The sequence below is a fragment of the Salipiger mangrovisoli genome, assembly GCF_015223355.1.
Classification (GTDB): Bacteria; Pseudomonadota; Alphaproteobacteria; order Rhodobacterales; family Rhodobacteraceae; genus Salipiger; species Salipiger mangrovisoli.
In genome coordinates, this window is the sequence record NZ_JADFFK010000008.1 from 1 (window position 1) to 26,679 (window position 26,679).

Below are 26,679 nucleotides of genomic sequence, written 5' to 3' on the forward strand. Positions count from 1 at the left end.
CCAAATGGCCGGCGGCTTTTTTGTCGTCTCAACACACCCCTCCAGGCTGCTGGCCAGGGGAGCGGCCCAGGCGCCGCATTGCGAACACCACGCGCGACGTCTGTCATATCCGCGTTTAAACAGATGCGGCGGTGCTCGACCGATTTTTGATCATTTATGTCCGTAGGATTTGTGTGTTTTAGGGATAAATTGGGGGAGGAATTTTTTCACAGAAGGGCTCTGATTATTTATGAATTTTCTCTATATATGAATGCATGTTATTTGCGCGGATATTTCGGTGTTTCTAAACTTTGTATTTCATGCGCGGTCACTTTTTGGATATTGCATATTTGTCGGACAGGGTAACCAGTCTGAAATTTTCGATCACCCAGTTTCTAATTCCCAAGCGTCTTCTTGAGCGCAGCCCCTTCGAGACGATCTGCCGCTGAATCGCGTCAATCCCTCATATCTCTTGCTTCAAGCGGTTCCGCGGCTTGCGAATCACCCGGTGTCCCGAGAGGCGCGCGGGATCGGAGATTTTGTGAGAGACAGGATATTGCGCAATACCGGCTTTGCGATCTGCTTTCCGAATTGATTTCCTGCGTAGTCGGAAATGAATCTTCTGCTACGTAACGTCATCACATCCAAGTGCATTGCGGGTATGCGCTGCGTGAGTATTTTGCTCCAATTCGCAATCCCGGTCCCTCGCGGCGGGTTCCTGCCAAGTGGACCCGGCACGAGCGGCCTCCGAATAGCAAGTCACCGATACAGGGAGAGAACATGACCCGCATTTCGCGACTGACGATGACAGCCCTTCTGTCGAGCACCATGCTCGTTGCAGGCATCACCGCGGCAACCGCCGCGACCCACCCGGAAACCGGCGAAGAGCTGGCCGCGGACCAGACCTTCACCTACCGACTGCTCGACGACATCAGCTCGCTCGACCCGCAGATCGTCGAGGACGTGGACGGCTCGGCCGTGTCGCGGGACCTGTTCGAGGGCCTGATGAACCAGGACGAGCAGGGCAACCTCGAGCCCGGCGTCGCCACCGGCTACGACGTCAGCGACGACAAGCTGACCTACACCTTCCACCTGCGCGAGAATGCGGTCTGGTCGAACGGTGATCCGGTGACCGCAGGCGATTTCGTCTTCGCCTGGCGCCGCGCGGTCGATCCCGCCACCGCCTCGCCCTACCAGTGGTTCATGGAGCTGATGTCGATCAACAACGCGAAAGCGATCGTTGCCGGCGAGAAGTCCCCCGAAGAGCTGGGGGTGAAGGCGATCGATGATCGCACCTTCGAGGTGACCCTCAGCACACCGCTGCCCTACTTCGTGCAGATGACCACACATTCGACGACCTTCCCGGCACCGCAGAAGGTGGTCGAGGAGTTCGGCGACAACTGGACCCGCCCCGAGAACATCGTCTCGAACGGTGCCTACGTGCTGACCGAGTACCGCCCCGGCGAGCGCATCGTGCGCGAGCGCAACGAGAAGTACTGGGACAACGAGCACACCATCCTCGACAAGACCGTCGCGCTGGTGATCAACGACGAGAACGTGGCGCTGACGCGCTACCTCGCCGGTGAACTCGACCGCACCGAGGTGCCCGCGGGCCAGTTCAAGCGCCTGCAGCAGGAGCACCCCGAGGAGGCGATCAGCTTCCCGCGCCTGTGCAACTACTACTACACCTTCAACCTCAGCGACTCGGGTCCCGAGGCGTTCAAGGACCCGAAGGTGCGCCAGGCGCTGTCGCTGGCCGTGGACCGCGACATCATCGCCAACAACATCAAGGGTGGTGGCGAGCCCCCCGCCTACAGCTTCACGCCCGAGGCAGTTGCCGGTTTCACCCCGCCGAAGAGCGAGATGGCCTCGATGAGCCAGCCGGAGCGTGACGCAAAGGCGAAGGAGCTGCTGGAAGAGGCCGGCTATGGCCCCGAGAACCCGCTGTCCTTCGAGGTCATGTACAACACCGACGAGGCGCACGAGAAGATCGCCGTGGTGATGACCCAGATGTGGAAGCAGAAGCTCGGCGTGCAGGCGAGCCTTGCCAACATGGAATGGAAGGTCTTCCTCGACACCCGTGGCCGCCAGGCCTTTGACATGGCGCGCGGCGCATGGTGCGGGGACTACAACGAGGCTTCGACCTTCCTCGACCTGATCCAGAGCGACTCGGGCTACAACGACGGCAAGTACTCGAACCCCGAGTACGACAAGCTGCTCGAAGAGGCGAAGACCTCTTCGGACACCACCCCGCTCTACACCGCGGCCGAAGAGATCATCGCCACCGACACGCCGGTGATCCCGATCTACCACTACGCAGGCGTCTACATGATGGACAGCGACGTGGGGAACTGGCCGGTCGAGAACGTCGAGCAGAACTGGTATTCGCGCAACCTCTACAAGACCGCCGAATAACCACCTCCAACCCGCCGCCCCTGCGCTCCGAGCGCCGGGGGCGGCGCCCTTTTCGGATCCTCCAGAATGCTGACCTATGTCATTCGCCGCCTGCTGGTCGCGATCCCGACGATCTTTTTGCTGGTCGTCGCGTCCTTCCTGATGATGCATGTCGCGCCGGGCGGGCCTTTCACTTCGGAACGGCCTCTGCCGCCCGAAGTGCTGGCCAACATCAACGCGCAATACGGTCTCGACCAGCCGCTGTGGAAACAGCTCTGGGACTATTTCTACAACATCGTCGTGCATTTCGATTTCGGCCCCTCCTTCGTGCAGAAGGACCGCAGCGTGAACGATATCATCGCGCAGGGCTTCCCCATCTCGCTGACCTACGGCGTGCTGTCCTTCCTGGCCGCGACCGCCGTCGGTGTGGGGCTCGGCATCGCCGCCGCCATCCGCCACAACAGCTGGGTCGACTACCTTGCGGTGTCGATGGGCATTGCCGCGCAGGCGCTGCCGAACTTCATCATGGGCCCGATCCTGATCCTGACCTTCACGCTCTGGCTCGGCCTGCTGCCGGGCGGCGGCTGGAACGGCGGCCAGTGGCAGTACCTGATCATGCCGGTGATCGCGCTCTCCACCTCCTACATGGGCTCGATCGCGCGGATCACGCGCTCGTCCATGCTGGAAGTGCTAAACTCGAACTTCATCCGCACCGCGCGGGCCAAGGGCCTGAGCAACAGCGCCATCGTCTGGCGCCACGCGATGAAGCCGACGCTGCTGCCGGTCATCTCCTACCTCGGCCCGGTCTTCGTCTACGTGCTGACCGGCTCGGTCTTCGTCGACCTCTATTTCTCGACGGGCGGCCTCGGCCAGTCCTACGTGAGCTCGGCGCTGACCCGCGACTATGCGGTGCTGCTGGGGGTGACCATCCTTTATGGCGCGCTCACCGTCATCGTGAACCTGCTGACCGACCTGGCCTACGCCTGGTTCGATCCGAAAATCCGTTACTGAGGAGGCTGACCCCGTGTTCGGAAAATCCGAAAAGGCGGCGGAACTGGCCGCCGACATCACCGATTTCAAGGTCGTCCGCGGCCGTTCCCTGCTGCGCGACGCCATGGGGCGCTTCCTGCGCAACAAGGCCGCCATGGCCAGCGTCGTCGTGCTGGCGCTGATCATCGCCTTCGTCGTCATCGGCCCGCTCTTCGCGGTCTGGGACAACGAGGAGATCGACTGGGCCCGCATGGGCGACATCCTCGCGCAGGGCGCGCCCTCGATCGAGACCGGCCACTTCTTCGGCCTCGACGAGCTGGGCCGTGACCTCTACGCGCGCACCATCCAGGCGACGCAGACCTCGCTGCTTGTGGGCCTGATCGGTGCCGCCATGGCACTGCTCGTCGGCACCGCCTGGGGCGTGATCGCGGGCTTCTACGGCGGCCGGCTCGACAGCGTCATGATGCGCATCGTCGACATCCTGCTGGCGATCCCGCTGACGCTGATCCTGATCCTGATCCTGGTGATCGCGGGGCGCAACTTCGTCACGCTGTTCATCGCGCTCGGCGCGGTGTCCTGGCTGACCATGGCGCGGATCGTGCGCGGCCAGACGCTGGCGCTGAAGACCCGCGAGTTCATCGAGGCGGCGCGCGCCGGCGGCGTGAGCGAGGGGGCGATCATCTTCCGCCACATCCTGCCCAACCTCATCGGTGTGGTCATCGTCTACGCCTCGCTGCTGGTCCCCGAGATGATCCTCGCGGAGAGCTTCATCTCCTTCCTCGGTCTCGGCATCTCCGAGCCGATGACCTCGCTCGGCCGTCTCATCGCCGAGGGGGCGGGCACCATGGGCTACGGCACGCTCTGGCAGCTCCTGTTCCCGCTGTTCTTCTATGTCACCATCATCATCACGATGTTCTTCATCGGCGATGGCCTGCGTGACGCCCTCGACCCGAAGGATCGCTGACATGACCATTCTTTCCGTGAAAGACCTCAAGGTCGGTTTCGAGACGCAGGACGGGCTTGTCCAGGCGGTGAAGGGCGTGTCCTTCGACATCCGCGCGGGCGAATGCCTCGGCATCGTCGGCGAGTCGGGTTCGGGCAAGTCGCAGAGCTTCATGGCCGCCATGGGCCTGCTGCCGAAAAACGGCCGCGCCACGGGCTCGGTGAGCCTGCAGGGCTCCGAGATCCTCAACCTGCCGGTGTCGCAGCTCAACAAGGTGCGCGGCGACAAGGTCGGGATGATCTTCCAGGACCCGCTGACCGCGCTGACGCCGCACCTGAAGGTGGGCGAGCAGATGGCCGAGGTGTTGAAGGTGCACCGGGGCCTGTCGGGCCGCGAGGCCGAGAAGCACTGCCTCGACTGGCTCGAGCGCGTGCGCATCCCCGAGGCCAAGCGCCGGCTCAAGCAGTACCCGCACGAGCTGTCGGGCGGCATGCGCCAGCGCGTGATGATCGCCCAGGCGATGCTCTGCGAGCCGAAGCTGCTGATCGCCGACGAGCCGACCACCGCGCTTGACGTGACCGTGCAGGCCGAGGTTCTCGACCTCATGGATCAGCTCAAGCACGAGCTGGACACGGCGATTGCCCTCATCACCCATGACATGGGCGTGGTGGCGCGGATGTGCGACCGGATCAAGGTCATGCGCCTCGGCGCGTTCGTCGAGGAAGGCGAGGTGACCGAGATCTTCTCGCAGCCGCGCCACGACTACACCCGCCGCCTGCTCGACTCGATGCCGCGCATCGACAAGGGCGAGGCCGGGGGAAAGGTCGAGGGCAAGGAGATCCTGCGCGTCGACGACATGAAGGTGCACTTCCCGATCAAGGTCGAGGGCGGGCTCTTCGGCAAGACCGTGCCGCTGAAGGCGGTGAACGGCGTCAGCTTCGGCCTGCGCGCCGGCGAGACGCTGGGCATCGTCGGCGAATCCGGCTGCGGCAAGTCCACGCTGGCGCGTGCCGTGCTGCGGCTGGTCGAGCCCACCGATGGCAACGTCAGCTGGCTGGGCAAGCCGCTGCACGCGCTGGACAAGCAGGCGCTGAAGACCGAACGCAAGGACCTTCAGATCGTCTTCCAGGATCCGCTGGCCAGCCTCGATCCGCGGATGACCATCGCCGACTCGATAGCCGAGCCGCTCAAGACCTACCGCCCCGAGCTGACCAAGAGCGAGCGGCGCGAGGAAGTGCTCAAGATGATGACCCGCGTGGGTCTGGAGCCGGAGAAGTACAACCGCTACCCGCACGAGCTTTCCGGTGGTCAGAACCAGCGCGTCGGCATCGCCCGCGCGATGATCAACCGGCCCAAGCTGATCATCTGCGACGAGGCGGTCTCGGCGCTGGACGTGTCGATCCAGGCGCAGATCGTGAAGCTGCTGAAGGAGCTGCAGGCCGAGTTCGGCATGTCGATGCTCTTCATCTCGCACGACCTGTCGGTGGTGCGCGAGATCTCGAACCGGATCATGGTGCTCTACCTCGGCCGCGTGGTCGAGATGGGCGACGCCGAGACGATCTGCGCCAAGCCCGCGCATCCCTACACCCAGTCGCTGATCTCGGCCGTGCCGATCCCCGACCCGGTGGCCGAGCGCGCGCGCACCCGCATCCGACTGCCGGGCGAGCTGCCCTCGCCGCTCGATGCCAAGGCGGCGCTGCGCTTCCTGCCTTCGCGGCTGGCGGCGGGCGATGTGGACTACGTGCCGCAGCTCGACCAGATCGCGCCGGGCCACTACGTGGCCGAACACGACGATCTCGAGCGGATCATGAAATCCGACGCGGCCTGAAAGAGCCGTTCGGTGCAGACTGGGGCGGGCCTTCGGGCCCGCCCTTTTTTCGTCCGATCCCGGCGGTTTCGTGCCTTGTATATTTATTGGACTGATTGGTCTAATAATGAGCCATGGCCCAGAACGACTCGCCCCCTGCCACTGCTGACAAACCCCGGCGCGGCCGTCCGCGCGGCGCGCCGGATGCCTCCGAGTCGCGGCAGAAGCTGATCCGCGCCGGGCTCGAGAGCCTGACGGAACGCGGCTATTCCGCCGTGGGCGTCGATGAGATTCTCAAGGCGGCGGGCGTGCCCAAGGGAAGTTTCTATCACCATTTCGCAGGCAAGGCCGATTTCGGCCTCGCCCTTGTCGCGGCCTACAACGCCTATTTCCTCGACCTGCTCGACCGTGCCTTCCTCGACGAGGGGCACAAACCGCTCGACCGGCTCCGGCACTTCACCGCAAAGGCCGAGGATGGCATGGCCCGGCACGGCTTTCGCCGCGGCTGCCTGGTGGGCAACCTGGGCCAGGAGATGGGGGCTCTGCCGGATGACTTCCGCGATGCGCTGACCGGTGTGCTGGACGACTGGCAGATCCGCACCGCGCGCCTGCTGCGTGCGGCACAGGCGCAGGGGCAGCTGTCTTCGGATCATGACCCTGAAGCCCTTGCAGAGGTCTTCTGGATCGGCTGGGAGGGGGCCGTGCTGCGCGCCAAACTCGAACTGCGCCCCGAACCGCTGCGGCGGTTCGCAGACACGTTTTTCCGCCTCATCCAACGCTGACCATGCAGACCGCAGAAAGGACACGCCCATGAAGGCCATTTTCATCGAAAAACCCGGCGACACGCAGAGCGTCTCGGTGACCGAGGTCTCCGAAGACCTGTTGCCCGAGGGTGACGTGCTGGTCGACGTCGCCTTCTCGACGCTGAACTACAAGGACGCGCTGGCCATCACCGGTGCAGCACCCGTGGTGCGCAGCTTCCCCATGGTGCCGGGCATCGACTTCTCGGGCACCGTGGCCGCGAGCGCGCATCCCGATTTCAAACCCGGCGACCGGGTCGTGCTGAACGGCTGGGGAGTGGGCGAGACCCATTGGGGCGGGCTGGCCGAACGCGCAAGGGTCAGCGGCGACTGGTTGGTGCCGCTGCCCGGGGCGATCGATCTGCGGCAGGCGGCGGCCATCGGCACTGCGGGCTATACGGCGATGCTCTGCGTGCTGGCGCTGGAGCGCCACGGGGTGACGCCGGACCAGGGCGAGATCGTCGTCAGCGGCGCTGCGGGCGGCGTCGGCAGCGTTGCGACGGCCCTGCTGGCCGCCAAGGGCTACGAGGTGGCGGCGGTGACCGGCCGTACCTCCGAGGCGGATTACCTGCGCGGGCTCGGGGCCTCTTCGGTGATCGACCGCGCCGAGCTGACGGGCAAGCTTCGTCCGCTGGCCAAGGAACGCTGGGCGGGGGGCATCGATGTCGCGGGCAGCACGGTGCTCGCCAACATGCTCTCGATGATGAAATACCGCGGTGTCGTCGCCGCCTGCGGCTTGGCGGCGGGTATGGACCTGCCGGCCTCTGTCGCACCTTTCATCCTGCGCGGCGTGACTCTCGCGGGGGTCGACAGCGTGATGTGCCCGAAGCCGGACCGGCTCGAGGCCTGGGCGCGACTCGCCAGCGATCTCGACCTCGGCAAGCTCGCGGAGATGACCGTCGAGTTGCCCTTCGCGCAGGTCATCGAGACCTCCCCGAGATTCCTCGAAGGGGCCGTGCGCGGCCGTATCGTCGTCCCGGTCTCCTGACCTTTTCGGAGTCGCCTGCATGAATGATATCGCAGAGGCCCCGCGCCTTCAGGACTGTCCGAACTGGCTCTACCTCCTGCACGAGTTCGACGCGCTCTATCGCCACGGCTCGGCGGGGGGCAGTCGGCTGATCCGGGCGCACCGAAAGCGGGTGCGCGACTCCCTGGCCTCGATCATCGACTCGAACCCCGAGATCGTGGCGCGCCCCGCCGAGATGAAACCGGTGACGGCGCATTTCGCCCGCGCCCTCGATCTTGGCGAGCGCGGCGCGGTGGCGGGCCTGGCGCGGGCGCTGTCGCGAGTCGCCGACCGGCTGACCTGGGAGTACGGTTACGAGAAGGTGCCGAAGGCGCTGGCCCGGAAATACGCCTATTGCGAGGTGCTCGGCCCGCGCGGCCCGGTGCGCAGCGAAAAGCTGGTGCTGGGCTTCGTGCTTTTCGCGCCGAACACCACCTATCCGCAACACAGTCACCACGAGATCGAAGAGAGCTATATCTCGATTGCCGGGGCCTGGTCGGAAAACGACGCGGCGGTGCATGCGCCCGGCTCGCTGATCTTCAACCGCCCCGGACTCGAGCACCGGATCACCACCGGCGAGGTCGATCCCTGTTTGCTGGCCTACGCCTGGACCGGCTCGGAAGAGCGGTTGACCACGCCCGGCATGAAACTGACGGCACCGCGCAAGGCACGGATGATACAGGGGATTTGAGCTGCTGATCGCGAGGTCCAGAAACACCAAAGGCGCCCCGAGGGGCGCCTTTGCGTAATTGGTCGGAGTGAGAGGATTCGAACCTCCGGCCCCTGCCTCCCGAAGACAGTGCTCTACCAGGCTGAGCTACACTCCGACCGTGCCGCGCGGAGTACCCCAGCCTCAGACCTTTGGCAAGGGGCTATTCGTCCCTTTTTCACGCCTTTTCATCATGCGAAGCAGCGCGCCGACACGCAGGCTCGTGCCGAACTCGATCCTCGTGCGCGTGCGCAGCACCGGGGTGTTTTCCGAGGACTTGGCCCGGCCCTCGCGCAGCACGATGTAGACGCCGCTGCCGATGATCAGCGTCGCGCCGAGCAGGGTGACCGTATCCGGGTATTCATCGAAGAAGATGGCCCCGTAGAGCACGGCCCAGAGCAGCTGCGAGTATTGCATCGGCGCGACGATCACCGCCTCTCCGGCGCGATAGGCGGTGATCAGCAGCGCCCCGCCGGCAAGCGCGAGAATCGCCATCAGTCCGACGCCCCCCAGATGCGCGATCGGCATCGGGTGATAGACGAAGGGCAGGGCGCAGCCCATGAGGATGAAATTCGCCATCATCGGGTAGAGCAGCAGCACCACCGAGCGTTCCTCGTGGCCGATCTTGCGCACGATGATCGACGACAGGCTGCCGAAGATTGCTGCCACCAGCGCTGCCGCGTGCCCGAGCGTCAGCTCGGTGGCGCCGGGCCGCAGCACGACGATCACCCCGGCGAGGCCGACCAGCACGGCGATCCAGCGGCGCAGGCGTACCTGTTCGCCGAGGATGGGAATCGCCAGCACGGTGATCAGCAGCGGCTGCGCGAAGATGATCGCATAGGTCTCTGCCAGCGGCAGCACCGAAAAGGCGTAGAAGGCGCAGAGCCCGGTGATCACCGCCGAGAAGGTCCGCGTAGCCGTCCACCAAGGGTGCAGCGGGCGCAGGTTGCCGGGGGTCGTGTCCCGGATCAGCATCAGGCTGACCAGCGGAAAGCTGAGCAGCACCGAGAAAAAGACGATCTGCACGGGGCTGTAGTCGGCCCCGAGGAATTTCACGATCACGTCGTGCGTCGAGTAGATGCCAAAGGTGAGCAGCGCGATGAGCGCGCCTTTTGCATTCGATCCCATGGGTGCTGATCCGTTTCTTCCGCCTCGGGAACAAGGGTTAGCGTCAAACCACGGGAATTCAACGAAGGACCGTGCGGAAATTGAAAAGGGGGCGACCCTAGGCCGCCCCGCTCAATCCTTCACCGGCAGGTGCCTGCTCAGAGGCTCGCGTCGAGCGCCGCAAGGATCGCGGTGCCCATCTCGGTGGTCGAGACCGGCTGCTTGCCTTCCTCGCCGAGCAGATCCGCGGTGCGGTAGCCCTCGGCGAGAACCTTCTCGATTGCCTGCTCGAGGCGGGTCGCCTCGTCGCCCTTGTCGAAGCTGTAGCGCAGCGCCATGGCGAAGCTGAGGATGCAGGCGATGGGGTTGGCCTTGCCCTGACCGGCGATGTCGGGCGCCGAGCCGTGCACCGGCTCGTAGAGCGCCTTGGGACGGCCGTTGGCCATCGGGGCACCGAGCGAGGCCGAGGGCAGCATCCCGAGCGAGCCTGTGAGCATCGCCGCGAGGTCGGACAGCAGGTCGCCGAAGAGGTTGTCGGTGACGATCACGTCGAACTGCTTGGGCCAGCGGGTCAGCTGCATGGCGCCGGCATCAGCGTACATGTGGCTGAGCTCGACGTCCGGGTACTCGGCATCGTGGATCTCCTGCACGACGTCGCGCCACAGGATGCCCGATTCCATCACGTTGGCCTTCTCCATCGAGCAGACCTTGTTGCTGCGCTTGCGCGCCATCTCGAAGGCCGAGCGGGCCACGCGGGCGATCTCGCTCTCGGTGTAGCGCTGGGTGTTGATGCCGACGCGCTCGTTGCCTTCCTTGATGATGCCGCGGGGCTCGCCGAAGTAGACGCCCGAGGTCAGCTCGCGGATGATCATGATGTCGAGGCCCGCCACCACGTCCTTCTTCAGCGACGAGAAGTCGGCCAGCGCGTCGAAGCACTGCGCCGGACGCAGGTTGGCGTAGAGGTCCATTTCCTTGCGCAGGCGCAGCAGGCCGCGCTCGGGCTTCACCGAGAAGTCCAGCTTGTCGTATTTCGGGCCGCCCACGGCGCCGAGCAGAACGGCGTCCACTTCCTGCGCCTTGGCCATGGTCTCGTCGGTCAGCGGCGTGCCATGCGCGTCATAGGCGCAGCCGCCCACGAGGTCTTCGCTGACATCGAACTTGAGGCCGCGCTTGTCGCCGAACCAGTCGATGACGCGGCGAACCTCTGCCATGACCTCGGGGCCGATGCCGTCGCCCGGCAGGATGAGAAGCGAAGGGTTGCTCATGGGAAGTCTCTCCTCGGAATGTTGCGCAATCGCCTAGCGGAGAGGGCCGGAATGGTCAAGAAATCAGGGGCGTTTGGCAATTTCATGGAAGACTTAGCGTGACCGAGACCAGCCGGTGGGCTTGACCCTCCAGCGGCGCGCGGACCCTTGCGGAACTCACCTGTAGCCCGGCGGAAGGCAGGATGTAGCTGACCCGCATGGGACCTGTGCTTGGCCAATCAGCGGTCGGATCGCCGGGCAGCGGGTCTTGCAGGCGCGGGTCGCGGAGCAGCTCGCGGATCTCGTCGTGCAGGCCTTCGCCTTGCGTAGGGTCAAGATTGGCGTTTCCGATCAATAGGTAAGGCGCGGCAGGGGGCGGGCCGAGCGCGCCGTCGAGGTAGCGCGACCAGAGCGCGATCTCATCCGCGTTGCGCCGGCCATTGCGGTCTTCGGGGCCGTCGAAAACCGGTGGTGTGGCGGCGAGGCAGAGCAGCAGCAGTGGCGCGCCGCCTGTCTCAAGGCGCACCGCCCAGTGCCCGGTCGAGGAGAGGCGTTGCAGATCTGCCGCAGGATCCTCGGATCGCATCCGGCTTCCGGGCAGGTCGCGCCAGAGTAGCTGCGAGAAATCCTCGACCAGCGCGAGTGGATGGCGCGACAGCAGCGCCATGCCGTGCTGGCCGGTGAACGCGCCGTAGCCCTGCGCGTCGCGCGGTCCGCCGAGCTGCCCGTCGCCGTCGAGATCCGCGCCGCTGTCCAACCCGGAGTTGGGCGGCAGGGCGAGCCGGTGCGGATAGGGCGCACCGCGCTCGGCCAGCCGCGCGGCCAGTTCCGTCAGTGCCGCGAGACCAAGGTCGAAATCCATGTCGGTCAGCAGCAGCACATCGGCGTCAGCGGTTGCCAGCGCGTCCAGGGCGGCGGGTAGCGGGGCGCGCAGTTCGGCCAGATCGCGCAACAGCAGGCCGGGGCCCTTGCGGCTGAAATCGGCGTGCCAGGTGGCGAAGGTCAGCTCCTGCGCGGCCGTCGGCGGCGCGGCCGCAAGCAACCACAGCAGCCCCAAGAGCCGCCCGAGGGCTTTCAGATGGTCTGCACCTCGGCCTCCGCCTGCGCGTAGGCGCGGCGGCGCTTTTCCTCGATCAGGGCGGCGATTCGCATCAGCGCCACGCCGCGCATCACCAGGCTTGCCGGAAGGAAGGCCCATGCGCTCATCGTCCAGATCAGGGTCTGCGGCTCGGCCAGCGACACGAGGTTGATGGTCTGAGACGCCAGTTTCATCACCGCCGGGACCAGAAATGGCAGAAGAAACCCTAAGGCGACGTTAACGTTGCCATCCCTGTTGAGGCGGTAGAGCACATCCTTGCCGACGGTCGGATCGAAAAGCGGCAGGTTGACCCAGAAGTTGAAGGCGCTGCGGCGGATCGGCCAGTTCAGCAGCCGCACCATGAGCACGAAAACCAGCACGCTCAGCATCGCCATCCCATAGGCCAGCCCGGCGTGGCTGCGGAGTCGCGCAACTTCCTGCGCGCCCATGTCGTCGGTCGCCAGAAGCACCATGAGCCGCACCGGCGAGAACGGGAAATCGAGCCAATGCCCGATCGTCGTCGCCATGCTGTCGAGCGTCTGCGTAAGGGCGGTGGGCATGATTTCGCCCCGGCAGATCACCGTGAGCCAGGCGACCGTTGCAAAAAGCGCCAGGAATCGCAGGCGGTTGAACGGAGGGGCATCGCGGAATTCGATGATCGAAGGGTAGTCGCCGACATATTCGACGAAGGTGAGCAGCGCCGCGACCAGCGCCAGCAGCGCCGTGATCTGCGCCATGTCCGCGCCGCCCGGCAAGGCAACCGCGGGCATCGCGATGAGCAGAGCCACCGCGACGGCACGAACGCCGGCTTTAAGAAAGCGCGTGATCACCACTTCTGCCCTTTCGGTCGTGTCGGGCCGAGGACTTGCTGCCCCCTTGTCGCCCATCGTGCGCTGGAATGCGCCCGTCCTGTTCACTGACCCCGCCGCGCCGGCGGATTGCCTCATTATTGCCCAAATTTTGCCTACTTTTCGACTGCGCGGCAAGCATGACCGAAGGGGATCGGCCAAATCTGGCGGTTTCATGGAGGAAAAGGTGCGAAATTGCATCAACCTCCGGTGTTTCCGTGGGGGCAGTGCCCGGCTCGGTCGTGGGCGGCGGCGCGCGCGGCTCCCGGCGTGTCGAGTTTTATATACTGATTTATCTATGAAAAATCGAACAAAATTGGTGGCAACCGGGTGGCTCCCTCTGGACGGCTGACCGAAGCGTCGCCCCTTGCCTGCCCAGAACTGCGGCAGGCAGGATTTGCGCTCCCGGGCGGTCTCCGCCGGATTTCCAAGGCATTTGACCTGACGCAACGTCCACCGCAGAGTTTTCGTGGTCTGACGGCACTAGGGCGACATCCGAAGGGAGCGGTGATGTATCAGGCACTGACAGTTGAGGAGGCGGTGGCGTTGATCCCCGACGGCGCGAGCGTGATGCTCTCGGGGTTCATGGGTGTCGGCACGCCGGACCGGATGGTCGCGGCGCTGGCCGCGGCCGGAAAAACGGGTCTGACGGTCATCGTCAACGACGCCGCCCGGCCGGACCGGGGCGTCGGCCCGCTGGTCAAGGCGCGCTGCCTGCGCAAGTTCATCGGCAGCCATATCGGGCTCAACCCCGACGTGCAGGAGCAGATGCGCGCGGGCGAACTCGAGGTCGAACTGGTGCCACAGGGCACGCTGGTCGAACGCATCCGGGCGGCGGGCGTGGGGCTTGGCGGGGTGCTGACGCCGACCGGGCTGGGCACGAAGGTCGCCGAGGGCAAGCGGGTGATCGAGGTCGAAGGCAAACCCTACCTGCTGGAGCCGCCGCTCGCCGCCGATTTCGCGCTGATCGCGGCGCGCAGCTGCGACTACGTGGGCAACCTGACCTACATGCTCACCGCGACGAACTTCAATCCGATCATGGCGCTTGCCGGGCGCGTGGTGATTGCCGAGCCCGAGGAGATCGTGCCGGTGGGGATGATCCCGCCCGATGCGGTAAAGACGCCGGGCGCGCTGGTCGATCACGTGATCCGGAGGGTCGCATGACGGAGACCGGCAAAATGGATCCCAAGGAACTTATCGCCCGCCGCTGCGCCGCCGAGGTGAAGCCGCACACGCTGGTCAACCTCGGCATCGGCATCCCGACGCTGGTCTCGGACCACCTCGACGAGGGCATGGGGGTGTTCTTCCAGGCCGAGAACGGTGTTGTCGGCATGGGCCGGCGGCCGCCCGAGGGCATGTCGGACCGGCATCTGACCGACGCGGGCGGCAGCTTCGTCTCGGCGGTGCCGGGGGCTTCGACCATCGACAGCGCCTTCTCCTTCGGGCTGATCCGCGGCGGTCACCTCGATCTGACGGTGCTCGGCGGGCTGCAGGTGGACGGGCGCGGCTTCCTTGCCAACTGGATGATCCCCGGCGTCTATGTGCCGGGCATGGGCGGGGCGATGGACCTGGTCACCGGGGCGAAGCGGGTGATCGTGGCGATGATCCATGCCGCCAAGGACGGCACGCCGAAGATCGTGCCGGAATGCACGCTGCCGCTGACCGCGGAGCGGCGGGTCGATCTCATTGTCACCGAAATGGCGGTGATCCGCCCCGAGCAGGATGGGCTGCACCTGATCGAGACCGCACCGGGGGTCACAGTGGGCGAGGTGCGCGCGGCGACCGGCGCGGCGCTGATCGTGACGGGGGATGTGCCGGCTATGGACCTGACGCGCACCTGTTGAAGCAGGAAGGGGGCTCTGCCCCCGCCGCGCTGCGCGCGACTCCCCCGGGATACTTGGGCCTAGAAGAAATACGGGCCGCGGCTTCTTCTAGGGTCAAATATCCCCGCCGGAGGCAGCCCAAGGCCGGGGCCCGCGAAGTGTTGGGGGAGAATGGAAAAGGGCTGTCCCCGCGGAGACAGCCCTTGATGTTCGCGGCGCGTGCCAGGGGGTCAGACCCAGGGGCGGGACTGGGCGGCCTGTGCCTCGAAGCTGTCGATGGCACCGGCCTTCTCCATGGTCAGGCCGATGTCGTCGAGCCCCTCGAGCAGGCAGTGCTTGCGGAAGGGGTCGATCTCGAAGGCAAAGGCCTCGCCGTCCGAAGTGGTGACCACCTGCGACTCGAGGTCCACCGTCATGCGGGCGTTGGCCCCCTTCTCGGCATCCTTCATCAGCACGTCGACCGCCTCTTGCGGCATGACGATGGGCAGCATGCCGTTCTTGAAGCAGTTGTTGTAGAAGATGTCGGCGAAGGAGGTGGAGATCACCACCTTGATGCCGAAGTCGGCGAGGGCCCAGGGCGCGTGCTCGCGCGACGAGCCGCAGCCGAAGTTGTCACCGGCGACGATCACCGAGGCCTCGCGGTAGGCGGGCTGGTTCAGCACGAACTCGGGGTTTTCCGAGCCGTCGTCGAGATAGCGCATCTCGTCGAAGGCATGCACGCCGAGGCCGGAGCGCTTGATCGTCTTCAGGAACTGCTTGGGGATGATCATGTCGGTGTCGATGTTCACCAGCGGCATGGGCGCCGCGATCCCGGTCAGCTTCTCGAATTTTTCCATCTGTCCCTCCTTGGGGATGAGGCGGGTTCCGGGGGCATCGCTTGCGCCATCGGCACAGGTGCCCGGCCGGAGCCGCCGGACTTGGGGGAGGGGTCCCGCGCGGGGACCCCCGGGATCGCTCAGGCCTCGGCCGGCGCGGCCATGAAGTCACGCACGTCGGTGAGGTGGCCGGTGACCGCCGCCGCCGCCGCCATGGCCGGGGACATGAGGTGGGTGCGCCCGCCCTTGCCCTGACGGCCCTCGAAGTTGCGGTTCGAAGTGGCCGCGCAACGCTCGCCCGGGGCGAGCTGGTCCGGGTTCATCGCCAGGCACATGGAGCAGCCGGCAAGCCGCCACTCGAAGCCCGCGTCGATGAAGACCTGCGCAAGGCCCTCCTCCTCGGCCTGGGCGCGGACGAGGCCGGAACCCGGCACGACCATGGCGCGCATGCCGTCCTTGACCTTCTTGCCCTTGAGGATCTCGGCTGCTGCGCGCAGGTCCTCGATCCGGCCGTTGGTGCAGGAGCCGATGAACACCGTGTCGATCTTGATGTCGGTCAGCTTCTGCCCGGCCTCGAGGCCCATGTACTGCAGCGCGCGCTTGGCCGCCTCGACCTTGCCGCCGGTGAAGCTCTCGGGCGCGGGCACCACATCGGTGATCGCCAGCACGTCCTCGGGCGAGGTGCCCCAGGTGACGACGGGGGCGATGTCCTCGCCCTTGATGGTGACGACCTTGTCCCAATGCGCGTCGTCATCGGAATAGAGCGTCTTCCACCAGGCGAGCGCGGCCTCGAACTGCGCGCCCTTCGGCGCGTGCGGGCGGCCTTTGACATATTCAAAGGTGGTCTCGTCGGGTGCGATCAGGCCGGCACGGGCACCGCCCTCGATGGCCATGTTGCAGACGGTCATCCGGCCTTCCATCGACAGCGAGCGGATCGCCTCGCCGCAATACTCGATGACGTAGCCGGTGCCGCCACCGGTGCCGGTCTGGCCGATGACCGAGAGCGTGATGTCCTTGGCGGTGACGCCCGGCGCGAGCCGCCCGGTGATCTCGACCTTCATGTTCTTCGACTTGGACTGGATCAGCGTCTGGGTGGCGAGCACGTGCTCGACCTCGGAGGTGCCGATGCCATGCGCCAGCGCGCCGAAGGCGCCGTGGGTGGCGGTGTGCGAGTCGCCGCAGACCACGGTCATGCCGGGCAGCGTCCAGCCCTGCTCGGGGCCGACGATGTGCACGATGCCCTGGCGGACGTCGCTGACCGGGTAGTAGTTCACGCCGAAGTCGCGGGCGTTCTTGTCGAGCGCCTCGACCTGGATGCGGCTCTCCTCGTTCTCGATGCCGTTTTCACGGTCGAGGGTCGTCGGCACGTTGTGGTCGGGCACGGCGATGGTGCGCTCGGGGGCGCGGACCTTGCGGCCGGTCATGCGCAGGCCCTCGAAGGCCTGCGGCGAGGTGACCTCGTGCACGAGGTGGCGGTCGATGTAGAGCAGGCAGGTGCCATCTGCGTCCTGCTGGACGACGTGGGCATCCCAGATCTTGTCGTAGAGCGTCTTGCCGGACATGGGGGTCCTCTCGGGGTGTAGATGTCTTGGAATTTGGCTGGGCTTGGCGCAGGTCGAAAGCCCCCGCGCCGGGGCGGGCTAAGACAGCCTTATAGGCGGGCCAGAACCGTGAAGGTCGCGCCGTGGAACCGTTCGCGCAGACGCACGCGGTCGCCGAGGTCAAGAAGCCGAGTCATGTCGCGGGGATACTCCTTTGCCGCGCGTCGATCAACCCATCCCGCGCGCTGCCGGAAGGATTGAAACCTTTCGGTGCGGCCGCGCGTAGTTTTGTTACCGCCGTGGAGGAGACATCATGTCCTTGATGAATGCCATGCACCTTGTCCTGATCGCCACGCTGCTCTGGGGGCTGCTGATCAGCCTGCCGCAGGTCGAGGCGCAGGAGATCACCCTGAATCTGCCAAAGCGCTGATCCGGGTCCTATCGGCTCAAGACATTGATCGCCATGGCCTTGAGCGAAATCCGATGTGGTGCCACGCTGGGAGCATGAGGAGCCCCGCGACCGCATGAACCCGGAAACCGACCTGCCCCCGACCGACCTGACGCCTTTCGAGGCGCTGCAACAGACCGGGCTGACCCTGCTGGGGCAGATCGACACCTTCCTCGCCATCGTGCTGCGGCCCTGGATGTTCTACCAGCTGGGGATCGCGTTGGCGCTTTTTGCCGTGGCGCATCTGCTCCGCGCGGTCATCGGTCCGAAGATCTACGAGTGGATGCGCGGCCGCGAGGGCTGGCCGAAGTGGCGCATCCGGCTGCTTGTGGTGCTGCACCGCCGGTTGCGGATGATCCTCTTTGTCACGCTGATCTGGCACGTGATCGGCATCATGCACCAGATCACCTGGCCGTCGCGCACCTACCTTTTGGAAATCATCGCGCAGCTCTCGACGGCCTGGCTGGTGATTGCGCTGATCACCAGGCTGATCGGCAACCCGGCGTTGCGCTCGCTGATCCGCTACGGTGCCTGGGGCTATGTCACCATCTGGATCCTTGGCCTGACCGACGAGGCGCAGGCGCTGCTGGAAAGCGCCGCGGTCAGCTTCGGCGACTCCAAGCTCTCGCTCTGGCTGATCCTCCAGGCGGTGGTGATCCTCGTGGCACTGGTCTCGGTGGCGCGCTTCCTGACGACGGCGGGCGCCGCCAGCATCCGCCGCAACGAGGGCATCAGCCCCTCGATGCAGGTGCTGGCGGTGAAATTCCTGCAGGTGGCGCTTTACGGTGCGGCCTTCTTCTTCGCGCTCAAGCTGGCGGGGGTGGATCTGACCGGGCTCGCGGTGCTCTCCGGTGCCATCGGCGTCGGCCTCGGCTTCGGCTTGCAGAAGGTGGTGTCGAACCTGGTGTCGGGGATCATCATCCTGCTCGACAAGTCGATCAAGCCGGGCGACGTGATCTCCATCGGCGAGACCTTCGGATGGATCAACGCGCTGGGCGCGCGCTACGTGTCGATCACCACGCGCGACGGCAAGGAATACCTCATTCCCAACGAGGACATGATCACCGGGCAGGTGGTCAACTGGTCGCATTCCAACGAACTTGTCCGGGTCGACATCACCTTCGGCACCTCCTACGGCGATGATCCGCACCTGGTGCGCAAGGTGGCGATCGAGGCGGCGCAGGGTGTCGGCCGGGTTCTGAGCAGCCGCCCGCCGGTGTGCCACATCACCGGTTTCGGCGACTCGAGCGTGGACTACATCCTGCGGTTCTGGATCATCGACCCGTCGCAGGGGCTGACCAACATCCGCGGCAACGTGTTTCTCGCGCTCTGGGATGCCTTCAGGGCGCAGGGGATCTCGATTCCCTTCCCGCAGCGCGAGGTGCGGATGCTGGCCGAGGTCCCGGCGGGCAATGGCGCGGCAGCCGGGCGGGGCGAGGCACCGGGCAACGGGTCGGACGAGGTGACGGAACGTCCCGGCTGACACTGCTGCCGCGCTGCGGCATGGTCCGCGCGACATGCAGACGCTACGGCAGAAGCTACGGAATGGGAGATCCGTCATGACCTTCGATCCTTCTGAGGAAATCGTCATCCTGAGTGGCGCGCGCACCGCCATCGGCACTTTCGGCGGCGCGCTGAAGTCGGTGCCGCCGATCGAACTCGGCACCACGGCGGCAAAAGCAGCGCTGGAACGCGCCGGGGTCGAGGGCGGGCAGATCGGCCAGGTGGTCTTTGGCCACGTGCTGAACACCGAGCCGCGCGACATGTACCTGTCGCGGGTTGCCGCGATGCAGGCGGGCATCCCCGACACCACCCCGGCGATGAACGTCAACCGGCTCTGCGGGTCGGGCGCGCAGGCGATCGTCTCGGGTGTGCAGGCGCTGATGCTGGGCGATGCGAACTTCGCGCTGGTCGGCGGGGCCGAGAGCATGAGCCGCGCGCCCTACATCATCCCCGACCAGCGCTGGGGTCACAAGATGGGCGACATCCGCACCGTCGACATGATGCTGGGGGCGCTCAGCTGCCCCTTTGGCACCGGCCACATGGGGATCACCGCGGAGAATGTTGCCAAGGAGCACGACATCAGCCGCGAGGCGCAGGACGCCTTCGCCCTGGAAAGCCAGCAGCGCGCCGCCAAGGCCATCGAGGCAGGCTTCTTCAAGGAGCAGATCGTGCCGGTGGAGATCGCCTCGCGCCGCGACACGGTGGTCTTCGACACCGACGAGCACCCCAAGGCGAGCTCGCTGGAGAAGCTGGCGGGGCTGCGCCCGGCCTTCGACCGCGCAGGGTCGGTGACCGCGGGCAACGCTTCGGGGCTGAACGATGGGGCGGCGGCGCTGGTGCTGGCGCGCGGCGAGGCCGCGGCGGCGGCGGGACTGACGCCGCGCGCCCGCGTGCTGGGCTACGCCCACGCCGGGGTCCGCCCCGAGGTCATGGGCATCGGCCCGGTCCCGGCGGTGGAGAACCTGCTGGTGCGCACGGGGCTGTCGCTTGCCGATTTCGACGTGATCGAGAGCAACGAGGCCTTTGCCGCGCAGGCTCTGGCGGTCAACAAGGGGCTCGGCCTTGATCCGGCCAAGGTCAATCCGAACGGCGGCGCCATCGCGCTCGGCCACCCGATCGGCGCCACCGGCGCGATCCTCGCGGTCAAGGCGCTTTACGAGCTGGAGCGAACCGGTGGCCGCCGGGCGCTGATCACCATGTGCATCGGCGGCGGGCAGGGCATCGCACTGGCCATCGAACGGGTCTGAGGGCGGCGCATCCTTCGGCTGGTGCCCTTGGCCCGGCTGCCCGCAAGCGAGGGGCTTTGCCCCTCGCGCTCCCCAGGATATTTTTCCCTAGAAGAAAGGGGTGGCAGGCGAGGCTGCCGGGCGCCCACAGGCCCGGAGGCTGGAGATTTGGGCGGGGCCGCCGGAAGCAGGTGCGACGCATGATTGCCGCCGAGGCGAAAAGCCAGAGCCAGGTGCGCGCGCGGCATGCTGCGGCGCGCGCCGCGGGCGGCACTGGCGAGGGGCCGCATTTCCTCGTCGGCGATCTGCGCAATGCCCAGGGCAACAAGATCGCGTTCCTTTCGGCGAACCCGCCGCAACCGGGGCGGCACGGCTGACACTCGGGGCACGGAGGAGGAGGCGTTCGTTGCCCTGGGCATCGCCGGAGCGCAAGTCAGGCAGCGTTCAGAGTTCGACGCGTTTCCACAGGCCGGGGTAGAGCGTCGGGAAGCCCTGCGGGTCCACGGTGATCTGCGCGCAGTGGCCGGTCTGTGCCGCCTCGTAGCCGATCAGCCCGCCGCGTTCACGGGTGTAGCTCTGGTCGAGCGGATCGAGCCGAGGGCCTGGCAGGCGCAGCCAGGCGGCGCAGACGGTCAGCCGTCCGACCTCGGGCAGGCGGCGCAGCGGCATCAGGCTGGTGGCCGGGGTAAAGGCAAAATCGACATCGGTGCATTCGGCAAGATCGGGCTGCGCCGTGCCGTTGACCAGCCAGGCACCGTTCTGCCGGGTGAGCCGCGTGCGCACCTCTTCGCCGCCGGCGGTGCCGGTGACATCGGCGCTGCGCGTCATCCAGTCCGGCCCGCAGCGGACGACGTAGTCGAGCGCCGCCCAGCCGGTGCCGTCGCGAAAGCGGGCATGGCCGACCAGCATGTAGCCATCCTCGAGCCGGGCGAGGCGGCATTTGTCCTCGCCGTCGCGGTCGAGCGCGCGCCAATGGATGGTTGCCAGCGTCTCGCTCATGCGCGGACGCTGCCGCTGGCACCGGCGGGACCGGGACACAAATCGGTGATCGACTGGGGCATGTCCAACTCCTCCCACGGTTGGCTGTACCATGGTGCCCCTGCCCTAAGGTAAAGGCAAGCGGGCGTTTTGCATCGGTTTTCTTAAGACGATCTTCACCTTGCCCCGCCCATGCTGGGTCGGTCGCAGAGGGCTTGGAGCATGGAGATCGCGGCACGTCTGGCCGAGGAACGGCGCGCGCGCCTGGCGGCAGAGCGCCTGCTGGAGCTGAAGCAGGCGGAGCTTTTCGCCGCCAACCGGAAGCTGAACACCCATGCGCGCCAGCTCAGCCACGAGATCACCGAAACCCGCGCCGAGGTCGCCACGGTGCGCGACGAGAACCTGCGGGTCAAAACCCAGCTCGGCGCGGCGCACCAGAAGATCGAGCTTGTCGAGGGGCAGCTCTGGACCGCGCTCTCGTGCATGCGCGACGGCTTCGCCACCTTCAACGCCGAGCGGCGGATGGAACTGGCGAATCCCGCCTGGCTGGAGCTTTTCGACGGGCTTGACACGATCCGCCCCGGCGCGGGCTACGCGCATGTTCTGGACATGATGGTCGAGGAGGGAATCGTCGATCTGCAGGGCGAGCATGGCGACGACTGGCGCGGCCGCATGGCCGCGCGCTGGGAGGCCGATCCGATCCCGACCGAGACCATCCGCATCTACACCGGCCAGTTCCTGCAATTGCAGGACCGCCATTTGCCCGACGGCGGGGTGGTGACGCTGAGCTTCGACATCACCGAGCTCATGCGCATGTGGTCGGCGCTGGAAGAGCTTCCGGACGGCTTCGTGCTCTACGATGCGGAGGACCGGCTGCTGATGTGCAACGAGACCTATCGGGAGATCTACGCCGCCAGTGCGCCGGCGATCCTGCCCGGTGCCAGCTTCGAGGACATCCTGCGCTACGGGCTCGGGCGCGGACAGTACCGCGAGGCGGAGGGCCGCGAGGAGGCCTGGCTGGAGGAGCGGCTGGCGGCGCATCGCGGTGCCGGGCGGGCGCTCGAGCAGCAGCTTGGCGACGGCCGCTGGCTGCGGGTCTACGAGCGGCCGCTCTCCGACGGCGGGCGGGTCGGGCTGCGCATCGACATCACCGAGGCCAAGCGCATCCAGCAGGAGCTCGAGGAGGCGCGGCAACGGGCCGAGGTCGCCAGCCATGCCAAATCTTCCTTCCTGGCCAACATGAGCCACGAGATCAGGACGCCGATGAACGGGGTGGTGGGCATGGCCGAGCTGCTGATGGACGGTCCGCTCGGCGAGGAACAGAGGGTCTACGCCGAGACCATCCGCAGTTCGGGCGAGGCATTGTTGCTGATCATCAATGACATCCTCGACTACTCCAAGATCGAGGCCGGGCGGCTGGTGATCGCCGCCGATCCCTTCGATCTCGAGCGGGCGATTGACGAGGTGGCGCGGTTGCTGCGGCCCGCGGCGCAGGAAAAGGGCGTGGCGCTGCGGGTGGACTACGCGGCGGAGCTGCCGCGCCGCTTCATCGGCGACGCCGGGAGACTCCGGCAAATCCTGACCAACCTTGCCGGAAATGCGGTGAAGTTCACCGCTGAGGGCACGGTCGGGATCAGCGTTGCCGGACAGGTCGTTGGCGCGGTGGCGGAGCTGGAGATCCGTGTCGAGGATACCGGCATCGGCATCGCGGCCGACAAGCTTGAGCATATTTTCGGCGAGTTCAACCAGGTCGAGGACGCGCGCAACCGCGCTTTCGAGGGCACCGGGCTCGGGCTCGCGATCACCCGGCGGCTGGTCGAGATGATGGGCGGGGCGCTCTGGGTCGAGTCCGAGCTCGGCCGGGGCGCGCTCTTTGGCTTGCGCCTGCCGTTGCCGTTGAGCGGGGGGGCCGCCCTGCTCGGCGGTGAGGTGACCGCGGCAGAAGCGCCGGCGCTGCCGCCGCTCGATGTGCTGCTGGCAGAGGACAACCGCACCAACCAGCTGGTGTTCCGCAAGATGGCCGAAGCGCTGGGGCGCGATCTTGCGCTGCGCTTCGCCTGTGACGGGGCCGAGGCGGTCGGCGAATTCGAGGCGCGGCGTCCGGACCTCGTGTTCATGGATATCTCGATGCCGGGAATGGACGGCAAGGAGGCGACGCATCGCATCCGCGCGCTGGAGGGCGCCGGGCCGCGGGTGCCGATCATCGCGGTCACGGCGCATGCGATGAGCGGCGACCGCGAGGCACTGCTGGCGGCGGGGCTCGACGACTACCTCACCAAGCCGCTGCGCAAGGCCGAGCTGGCGCGGCTCATCGAGCGCTGGGGGGTGCCCGGCGCGACCGCGGCCGCGCCAGAGCCGCCACCGGATCAGGCGGCGTTGGAATAGGGCCGGATGAACACCGGCTGATCCTCGGTCGAGCGCTCGGCGTCATAGGCATAGCCGCCGAGATCGAAGTCGCGCAGCCCTTCGGGGTTGGTGATCCGGCGGGTGACGATGAAGCGGGCCATCGCGCCGCGGGCGCGCTTGGCATAGAAGCTGACCACCTTGGGCGCGCCGTCCTTGTCCTCGAGGAACTGCGGGGTGATCACCCGCAGCTTCAGCGCCTTGGGGGCGACCGCGCCGAAATATTCCTGGCTGGCGCAGTTCACCAGGACCTCGGCGCCGGTGGTCTCGCCCTGCGCGTTCAGCGCATTCGACAGCTGGTCGCCCCAGTAGTCGTAGAGCGACTTGCCGCGCTCGGTCTTCAGGCGCGAGCCCATCTCCAGCCGGTAGGGCTGGATGGCGTCGCGCGGACGCAGCACGCCGTAGAGGCCCGACAGGATCCGCAGGTGATCCTGCGCGTAGTCCATTTCCTCGGGATCGAGCGAGCTGGCGTCGAGCCCCTGGTAGGTGTCACCGGCAAAGGCCAGGGCGGCGGGGCGCAGCGCCTCGATCTCGGGCTCTTCTGCATAGTCGCGGAAGCGCTCGTGGTTGAGATTTGCGAGACTGTCCGACAGGTGCATCAGCTTCTTCAGGTCACCGGTGGTCAGGCCGCGCGCGGTCTCGACCAGGCGCAGCGCATCCTCGCCGAAATCCGGCGTCGTCATCTCGGTGTCACGGGGTGCCCAATCCAGTTTCTTCGCGGGCGAAATCACCACGAGCATTCGCGGTCACTCCTTGAACAGATCCAGAACTTGGAATGGTTCTAACCAGCTTCGGCGAGAAGGTCCATAAAGGCCGGACCGAAACGTTCAAACCGTCGGTCGCCGAGAATCCGCTCCAGATCCTCGGGCGCGGGATCGCGCAGCCCGGCGATCTTGGCGAGCAGCGAGGCGGAGCAGGAGAGCGGCTTCTCGGTGCCGTCCTCGCCGCGGATCAGTTCGGCCTGGGCGCTCATCAGCCGGTCGTAGAGATCGCCGGTGCCGCGCGCGGCGGCGCGCATGCGCAGCGGATGCGTCTCCTCCGGCGCGCCGCCGGTGATCACCGAGAGGAACTCGGCACCGTAGCGTTCGAGCTTCTTGGCGCCGACGCCGCTGATCGCCCCCATCTGGTCCAGCGTCTCGGGGCGGCGCTCGGCCATCTCGATCAGCGTGCGGTCGGGGAAGATCATGTAGGCGGGCAAGGACGCCGCCTCGGCCAACGCACGGCGTTTGGCCTTCAGCGCCGACATCAGCGGCGCGTCCTCTTCCGACACAAGCGTCTTGACCTGCGGGCGGCGCTCGGCGGCCTTGTCGATCACGTCGCGGCGCAGCGCGATGCTCTCTTCCCCGCGCAGGATCGGGCGGGCGGCCTCGGTCATCACCAGCGCGCCGTGGCGCTCGGGGTCGGGGCGCACGAGGTCACGCCCCATCATCTGCCGGAACACCGCCTGCCATTGGCCTTTCTTCAGGTCCTTGCCGACGCCGAAGGTCGGCAAGCCATCATGGCCGCGCTGGCGCACCTTGTCGGTCTCATTGCCCAGAAGGATGTCGATCAGGTGCCCGGCGCCGAAATTCTCGCCGGTGCGCAGCGCCGCCGAGAGCGCCTTGCGCACCGCCTCGGTGCCGTCGAAGACCTCCGGCGGGCTGTCGCAGAGATCGCAGTTGCCGCAGGGCGCGGCGTCTTCGCCGAAATAGCGCAGCAGGGTCTGGCGCCGGCATTCCAGCGCTTCGGCGAGCCCGAGCAGCGCGTTGAGCCGGCCGTGGTCGGCAACCCGCCGCTCGGGCGGCGCCATGCCTTCGTCGATCTGCGCGCGGCGCAGGCGGATGTCGTCGGCGCCGTAGAGGGTGAGCGTTTCCGCAGGCGCGCCGTCACGCCCGGCGCGGCCGATCTCCTGGTAGTAGGCCTCGATGCTCTTCGGAAGGTCGGCATGGGCGACCCAGCGGATGTCGGGCTTGTCGACCCCCATGCCGAAGGCGACCGTGGCGCAGACGATCAGCCCGTCCTCGGTGGCGAAGCGCTCCTCGACGGCGCGCCGGGCCTCGGCCTCCATGCCGCCGTGGTAGAAGCAGGTGGGGTGCCCCTCGTCGCCGAGCGCCTTTGACAGCGCTTCGGTCTTGGCGCGGGTGCCGCAATAGACGATGCCCGAGCGGCCCCGGCGGGCGGCGGCGAAGCGCAGGATCTGCGCACGGGGGCTGTCCTTGGGGGAAAAGGCGAGGTGGATGTTGGGCCGGTCGAAGCCGCGCAGGAAGGTCTCAGGCTGCTGGCCGTCGAAAAGCCGGGTGACGATCTCGGCCTGGGTCTCCTGGTCGGCGGTGGCGGTGAAGGCGGCGATCGGCACGTTCAGCGCGCGGCGCAGCTCGCCGATGCGCAGGTAGTCGGGGCGGAAATCATGCCCCCACTGGCTGACGCAATGCGCCTCGTCGACCGCGATCAGCCCGACGCCCGCCTGCGCCAGCATCCGCTGCGTGCCGGTGGAAGCGAGCCGTTCCGGCGCGAGGTAAAGGAGCCTAAGCGAGCCGTCCTCGAGCCCCTGCCAGACGGCGTCGGTCTCCTCCTGGGTGTTGCCCGAGGTCAGCGCGCCGGCCGCCACGCCGGCCTCGCGCAGCCCGCGCACCTGGTCCCGCATCAGCGCGATCAGCGGCGAGATCACTACTGTCAGCCCGCCGCGCAGCAGCGCCGGCAACTGGTAGCAGAGCGACTTGCCGCCCCCGGTGGGCATGATCGCCAGAACATTGTGCCCCGCCGCCACGGCCGCGACGATCTCGCCCTGACCAGGACGAAAGGCGTCATAGCCGAAAATGTCTTTCAGCAGCGCCTCGGCGGGCGCGGTGTCGCGTGGCATGGCTGGGGGCCTGATTATGTGTGACTGCTCTACAACGCAGACTCTCACACTAAGATTCGGTGAACAAGGCCCCGCGCCCCTTCCGACGCGTGGTTCGCCCTGGTGGGCGGCGGGTTTGCGTATTTGGAAAGAGAAGAAAGCCGCGCGGCCGGGTCTTCTTCTAGGCAAAAATATCCCGGGGGTGAATTCGCGTAGCGA

General features: G+C 66.7%; 22 protein-coding genes and 1 tRNA gene. 13 read left to right on the forward strand and 10 right to left on the reverse strand.

What is annotated here, in order from left to right; all coding sequences use genetic code 11:
- Nucleotides 1–759: 759 nt before the first annotated feature.
- The 7 genes from IQ782_RS11710 (at nt 760) to IQ782_RS11740 (ending at nt 8,610) form a co-directional block, all read left to right on the forward strand.
- A complete protein-coding gene (locus IQ782_RS11710; RefSeq protein ID WP_194134833.1) occupies nt 760–2,394 on the forward strand; it encodes a peptide ABC transporter substrate-binding protein in 1,635 nt (544 codons plus the stop codon).
- A 66-nt stretch (nt 2,395–2,460) separates the two neighbouring features.
- Entirely contained in the window at nt 2,461–3,384 is a 924-nt protein-coding gene (oppB, locus tag IQ782_RS11715) for an oligopeptide ABC transporter permease OppB (RefSeq protein WP_194134834.1), read from the forward strand.
- Between the two features lie 13 nt (nt 3,385–3,397).
- Nucleotides 3,398–4,327 (forward strand): ABC transporter permease subunit, encoded by a 930-nt coding sequence (locus IQ782_RS11720; protein WP_194134835.1) that lies wholly within the window; start codon nt 3,398–3,400, stop codon nt 4,325–4,327.
- A gap of 1 nt (nt 4,328) precedes the next feature.
- Nucleotides 4,329–6,134: an ABC transporter ATP-binding protein gene (locus IQ782_RS11725; protein ID WP_194134836.1), complete on the forward strand. Its 1,806-nt coding sequence runs from the start codon at nt 4,329–4,331 to the stop codon at nt 6,132–6,134.
- 113 nt (nt 6,135–6,247) lie between these two features.
- Nucleotides 6,248–6,895, forward strand: a complete 648-nt coding sequence (gene acuR / locus IQ782_RS11730; RefSeq protein ID WP_194134837.1) for an acrylate utilization transcriptional regulator AcuR — start codon at nt 6,248–6,250, stop codon at nt 6,893–6,895.
- Between the two features lie 28 nt (nt 6,896–6,923).
- Nucleotides 6,924–7,901, forward strand: a complete 978-nt coding sequence (gene acuI, locus IQ782_RS11735; RefSeq protein ID WP_194134838.1) for an acrylyl-CoA reductase (NADPH) — start codon at nt 6,924–6,926, stop codon at nt 7,899–7,901.
- A gap of 19 nt (nt 7,902–7,920) precedes the next feature.
- Complete coding sequence (locus IQ782_RS11740; protein ID WP_194134839.1) at nt 7,921–8,610, forward strand: dimethylsulfonioproprionate lyase family protein; 690 nt, start codon at nt 7,921–7,923, stop codon at nt 8,608–8,610.
- Nucleotides 8,611–8,669: 59 nt separating this feature from the next.
- On the opposite strand, the gene IQ782_RS11745 is transcribed toward IQ782_RS11740, so the two are convergent.
- The 5 genes from IQ782_RS11745 to IQ782_RS11765 all read right to left on the reverse strand — a co-directional run bounded on the left by IQ782_RS11745 (nt 8,670) and on the right by IQ782_RS11765 (nt 13,106).
- Nucleotides 8,670–8,746 (reverse strand) — tRNA-Pro (locus tag IQ782_RS11745).
- A 26-nt stretch (nt 8,747–8,772) separates the two neighbouring features.
- Complete coding sequence (locus IQ782_RS11750; RefSeq protein WP_194134840.1) at nt 8,773–9,756, reverse strand: DMT family transporter; 984 nt, start codon at nt 9,754–9,756, stop codon at nt 8,773–8,775.
- A 137-nt stretch (nt 9,757–9,893) separates the two neighbouring features.
- Nucleotides 9,894–11,000, reverse strand: a complete 1,107-nt coding sequence (gene leuB / locus IQ782_RS11755; protein ID WP_194134841.1) for a 3-isopropylmalate dehydrogenase — start codon at nt 10,998–11,000, stop codon at nt 9,894–9,896.
- An 82-nt stretch (nt 11,001–11,082) separates the two neighbouring features.
- Nucleotides 11,083–12,036, reverse strand: a complete 954-nt coding sequence (locus IQ782_RS11760; protein ID WP_194135082.1) for an endonuclease/exonuclease/phosphatase family protein — start codon at nt 12,034–12,036, stop codon at nt 11,083–11,085.
- Between the two features lie 17 nt (nt 12,037–12,053).
- Nucleotides 12,054–13,106, reverse strand: a complete 1,053-nt coding sequence (locus IQ782_RS11765; RefSeq protein WP_338092578.1) for a hypothetical protein — start codon at nt 13,104–13,106, stop codon at nt 12,054–12,056.
- Between the two features lie 309 nt (nt 13,107–13,415).
- On the opposite strand from IQ782_RS11765, the gene IQ782_RS11770 reads away from it, so the two are divergent.
- Nucleotides 13,416–14,069 carry a CoA transferase subunit A gene (locus tag IQ782_RS11770; protein ID WP_194134842.1) on the forward strand — a complete coding sequence of 218 codons (654 nt, stop codon included), beginning with the start codon at nt 13,416–13,418 and terminating at the stop codon, nt 14,067–14,069.
- A gap of 14 nt (nt 14,070–14,083) precedes the next feature.
- Nucleotides 14,084–14,749 (forward strand): 3-oxoacid CoA-transferase subunit B, encoded by a 666-nt coding sequence (locus tag IQ782_RS11775; RefSeq protein WP_194135070.1) that lies wholly within the window; start codon nt 14,084–14,086, stop codon nt 14,747–14,749.
- A 209-nt stretch (nt 14,750–14,958) separates the two neighbouring features.
- Here the strand turns inward: IQ782_RS11775 and leuD are convergent, their stop codons facing one another.
- Nucleotides 14,959–15,564, reverse strand: coding sequence for a 3-isopropylmalate dehydratase small subunit (gene leuD, locus IQ782_RS11780; RefSeq protein ID WP_194134843.1), 606 nt, complete (start codon nt 15,562–15,564; stop codon nt 14,959–14,961).
- 119 nt (nt 15,565–15,683) lie between these two features.
- Nucleotides 15,684–17,105 (reverse strand): 3-isopropylmalate dehydratase large subunit, encoded by a 1,422-nt coding sequence (leuC, locus tag IQ782_RS11785; RefSeq protein ID WP_194134844.1) that lies wholly within the window; start codon nt 17,103–17,105, stop codon nt 15,684–15,686.
- Between the two features lie 503 nt (nt 17,106–17,608).
- On the opposite strand from leuC, the gene IQ782_RS11790 reads away from it, so the two are divergent.
- From IQ782_RS11790 to IQ782_RS11800, 3 genes are all read left to right on the forward strand, one after another.
- A complete protein-coding gene (locus IQ782_RS11790) occupies nt 17,609–19,015 on the forward strand; it encodes a mechanosensitive ion channel family protein (RefSeq protein WP_194134845.1) in 1,407 nt (468 codons plus the stop codon).
- 76 nt (nt 19,016–19,091) lie between these two features.
- On the forward strand, nt 19,092–20,282 hold the full coding sequence (locus IQ782_RS11795; protein ID WP_194134846.1) for an acetyl-CoA C-acyltransferase family protein: 1,191 nt from the start codon (nt 19,092–19,094) through the stop codon (nt 20,280–20,282).
- A gap of 179 nt (nt 20,283–20,461) precedes the next feature.
- Entirely contained in the window at nt 20,462–20,638 is a 177-nt protein-coding gene (locus IQ782_RS11800; RefSeq protein ID WP_194134847.1) for a hypothetical protein, read from the forward strand.
- Nucleotides 20,639–20,705: 67 nt separating this feature from the next.
- On the opposite strand, the gene IQ782_RS11805 is transcribed toward IQ782_RS11800, so the two are convergent.
- Entirely contained in the window at nt 20,706–21,260 is a 555-nt protein-coding gene (locus IQ782_RS11805; RefSeq protein ID WP_194134848.1) for a putative glycolipid-binding domain-containing protein, read from the reverse strand.
- Between the two features lie 201 nt (nt 21,261–21,461).
- Between IQ782_RS11805 and IQ782_RS11810 the strand changes: the two genes are divergently transcribed.
- Nucleotides 21,462–23,624 carry a PAS-domain containing protein gene (locus IQ782_RS11810; RefSeq protein WP_194134849.1) on the forward strand — a complete coding sequence of 721 codons (2,163 nt, stop codon included), beginning with the start codon at nt 21,462–21,464 and terminating at the stop codon, nt 23,622–23,624.
- Here the strand turns inward: IQ782_RS11810 and yaaA are convergent.
- Nucleotides 23,606–24,382, reverse strand: a complete 777-nt coding sequence (gene yaaA / locus IQ782_RS11815; RefSeq protein WP_194134850.1) for a peroxide stress protein YaaA — start codon at nt 24,380–24,382, stop codon at nt 23,606–23,608. The two genes, IQ782_RS11810 and yaaA, sit on opposite strands and share 19 nt — an antisense overlap.
- A gap of 41 nt (nt 24,383–24,423) precedes the next feature.
- The gene (recQ, locus tag IQ782_RS11820) at nt 24,424–26,481 is read right to left on the reverse strand and encodes a DNA helicase RecQ (protein ID WP_194134851.1); all 2,058 of its coding nucleotides are present in this window, start codon (nt 26,479–26,481) and stop codon (nt 24,424–24,426) included.
- Nucleotides 26,482–26,679 lie beyond the last annotated feature (198 nt).

What these genes read in the sequence shown, in the direction of transcription:
- leuB (WP_194134841.1), bottom strand. Translation starts at nt 11,000, where the DNA reads ATGAGCAACCCTTCGCTTCTCATCCTGCCGGGCGACGGCATCGGCCCC.
- IQ782_RS11725 (WP_194134836.1), top strand. Translation starts at nt 4,329, where the DNA reads ATGACCATTCTTTCCGTGAAAGACCTCAAGGTCGGTTTCGAGACGCAG.
- IQ782_RS11795 (WP_194134846.1), top strand. Translation starts at nt 19,092, where the DNA reads ATGACCTTCGATCCTTCTGAGGAAATCGTCATCCTGAGTGGCGCGCGC.
- oppB (WP_194134834.1), top strand. Translation starts at nt 2,461, where the DNA reads ATGCTGACCTATGTCATTCGCCGCCTGCTGGTCGCGATCCCGACGATC.
- IQ782_RS11750 (WP_194134840.1), bottom strand. Translation starts at nt 9,756, where the DNA reads ATGGGATCGAATGCAAAAGGCGCGCTCATCGCGCTGCTCACCTTTGGC.
- IQ782_RS11775 (WP_194135070.1), top strand. Translation starts at nt 14,084, where the DNA reads ATGGATCCCAAGGAACTTATCGCCCGCCGCTGCGCCGCCGAGGTGAAG.
- leuD (WP_194134843.1), bottom strand. Translation starts at nt 15,564, where the DNA reads ATGGAAAAATTCGAGAAGCTGACCGGGATCGCGGCGCCCATGCCGCTG.
- IQ782_RS11800 (WP_194134847.1), top strand. Translation starts at nt 20,462, where the DNA reads ATGATTGCCGCCGAGGCGAAAAGCCAGAGCCAGGTGCGCGCGCGGCAT.
- IQ782_RS11805 (WP_194134848.1), bottom strand. Translation starts at nt 21,260, where the DNA reads ATGAGCGAGACGCTGGCAACCATCCATTGGCGCGCGCTCGACCGCGAC.
- IQ782_RS11770 (WP_194134842.1), top strand. Translation starts at nt 13,416, where the DNA reads ATGTATCAGGCACTGACAGTTGAGGAGGCGGTGGCGTTGATCCCCGAC.
- IQ782_RS11810 (WP_194134849.1), top strand. Translation starts at nt 21,462, where the DNA reads ATGGAGATCGCGGCACGTCTGGCCGAGGAACGGCGCGCGCGCCTGGCG.
- yaaA (WP_194134850.1), bottom strand. Translation starts at nt 24,382, where the DNA reads ATGCTCGTGGTGATTTCGCCCGCGAAGAAACTGGATTGGGCACCCCGT.
- recQ (WP_194134851.1), bottom strand. Translation starts at nt 26,481, where the DNA reads ATGCCACGCGACACCGCGCCCGCCGAGGCGCTGCTGAAAGACATTTTC.
- leuC (WP_194134844.1), bottom strand. Translation starts at nt 17,105, where the DNA reads ATGTCCGGCAAGACGCTCTACGACAAGATCTGGGATGCCCACGTCGTC.
- IQ782_RS11710 (WP_194134833.1), top strand. Translation starts at nt 760, where the DNA reads ATGACCCGCATTTCGCGACTGACGATGACAGCCCTTCTGTCGAGCACC.
- acuI (WP_194134838.1), top strand. Translation starts at nt 6,924, where the DNA reads ATGAAGGCCATTTTCATCGAAAAACCCGGCGACACGCAGAGCGTCTCG.
- IQ782_RS11740 (WP_194134839.1), top strand. Translation starts at nt 7,921, where the DNA reads ATGAATGATATCGCAGAGGCCCCGCGCCTTCAGGACTGTCCGAACTGG.
- acuR (WP_194134837.1), top strand. Translation starts at nt 6,248, where the DNA reads ATGGCCCAGAACGACTCGCCCCCTGCCACTGCTGACAAACCCCGGCGC.
- IQ782_RS11790 (WP_194134845.1), top strand. Translation starts at nt 17,609, where the DNA reads ATGAACCCGGAAACCGACCTGCCCCCGACCGACCTGACGCCTTTCGAG.
- IQ782_RS11765 (WP_338092578.1), bottom strand. Translation starts at nt 13,106, where the DNA reads ATGCAATTTCGCACCTTTTCCTCCATGAAACCGCCAGATTTGGCCGAT.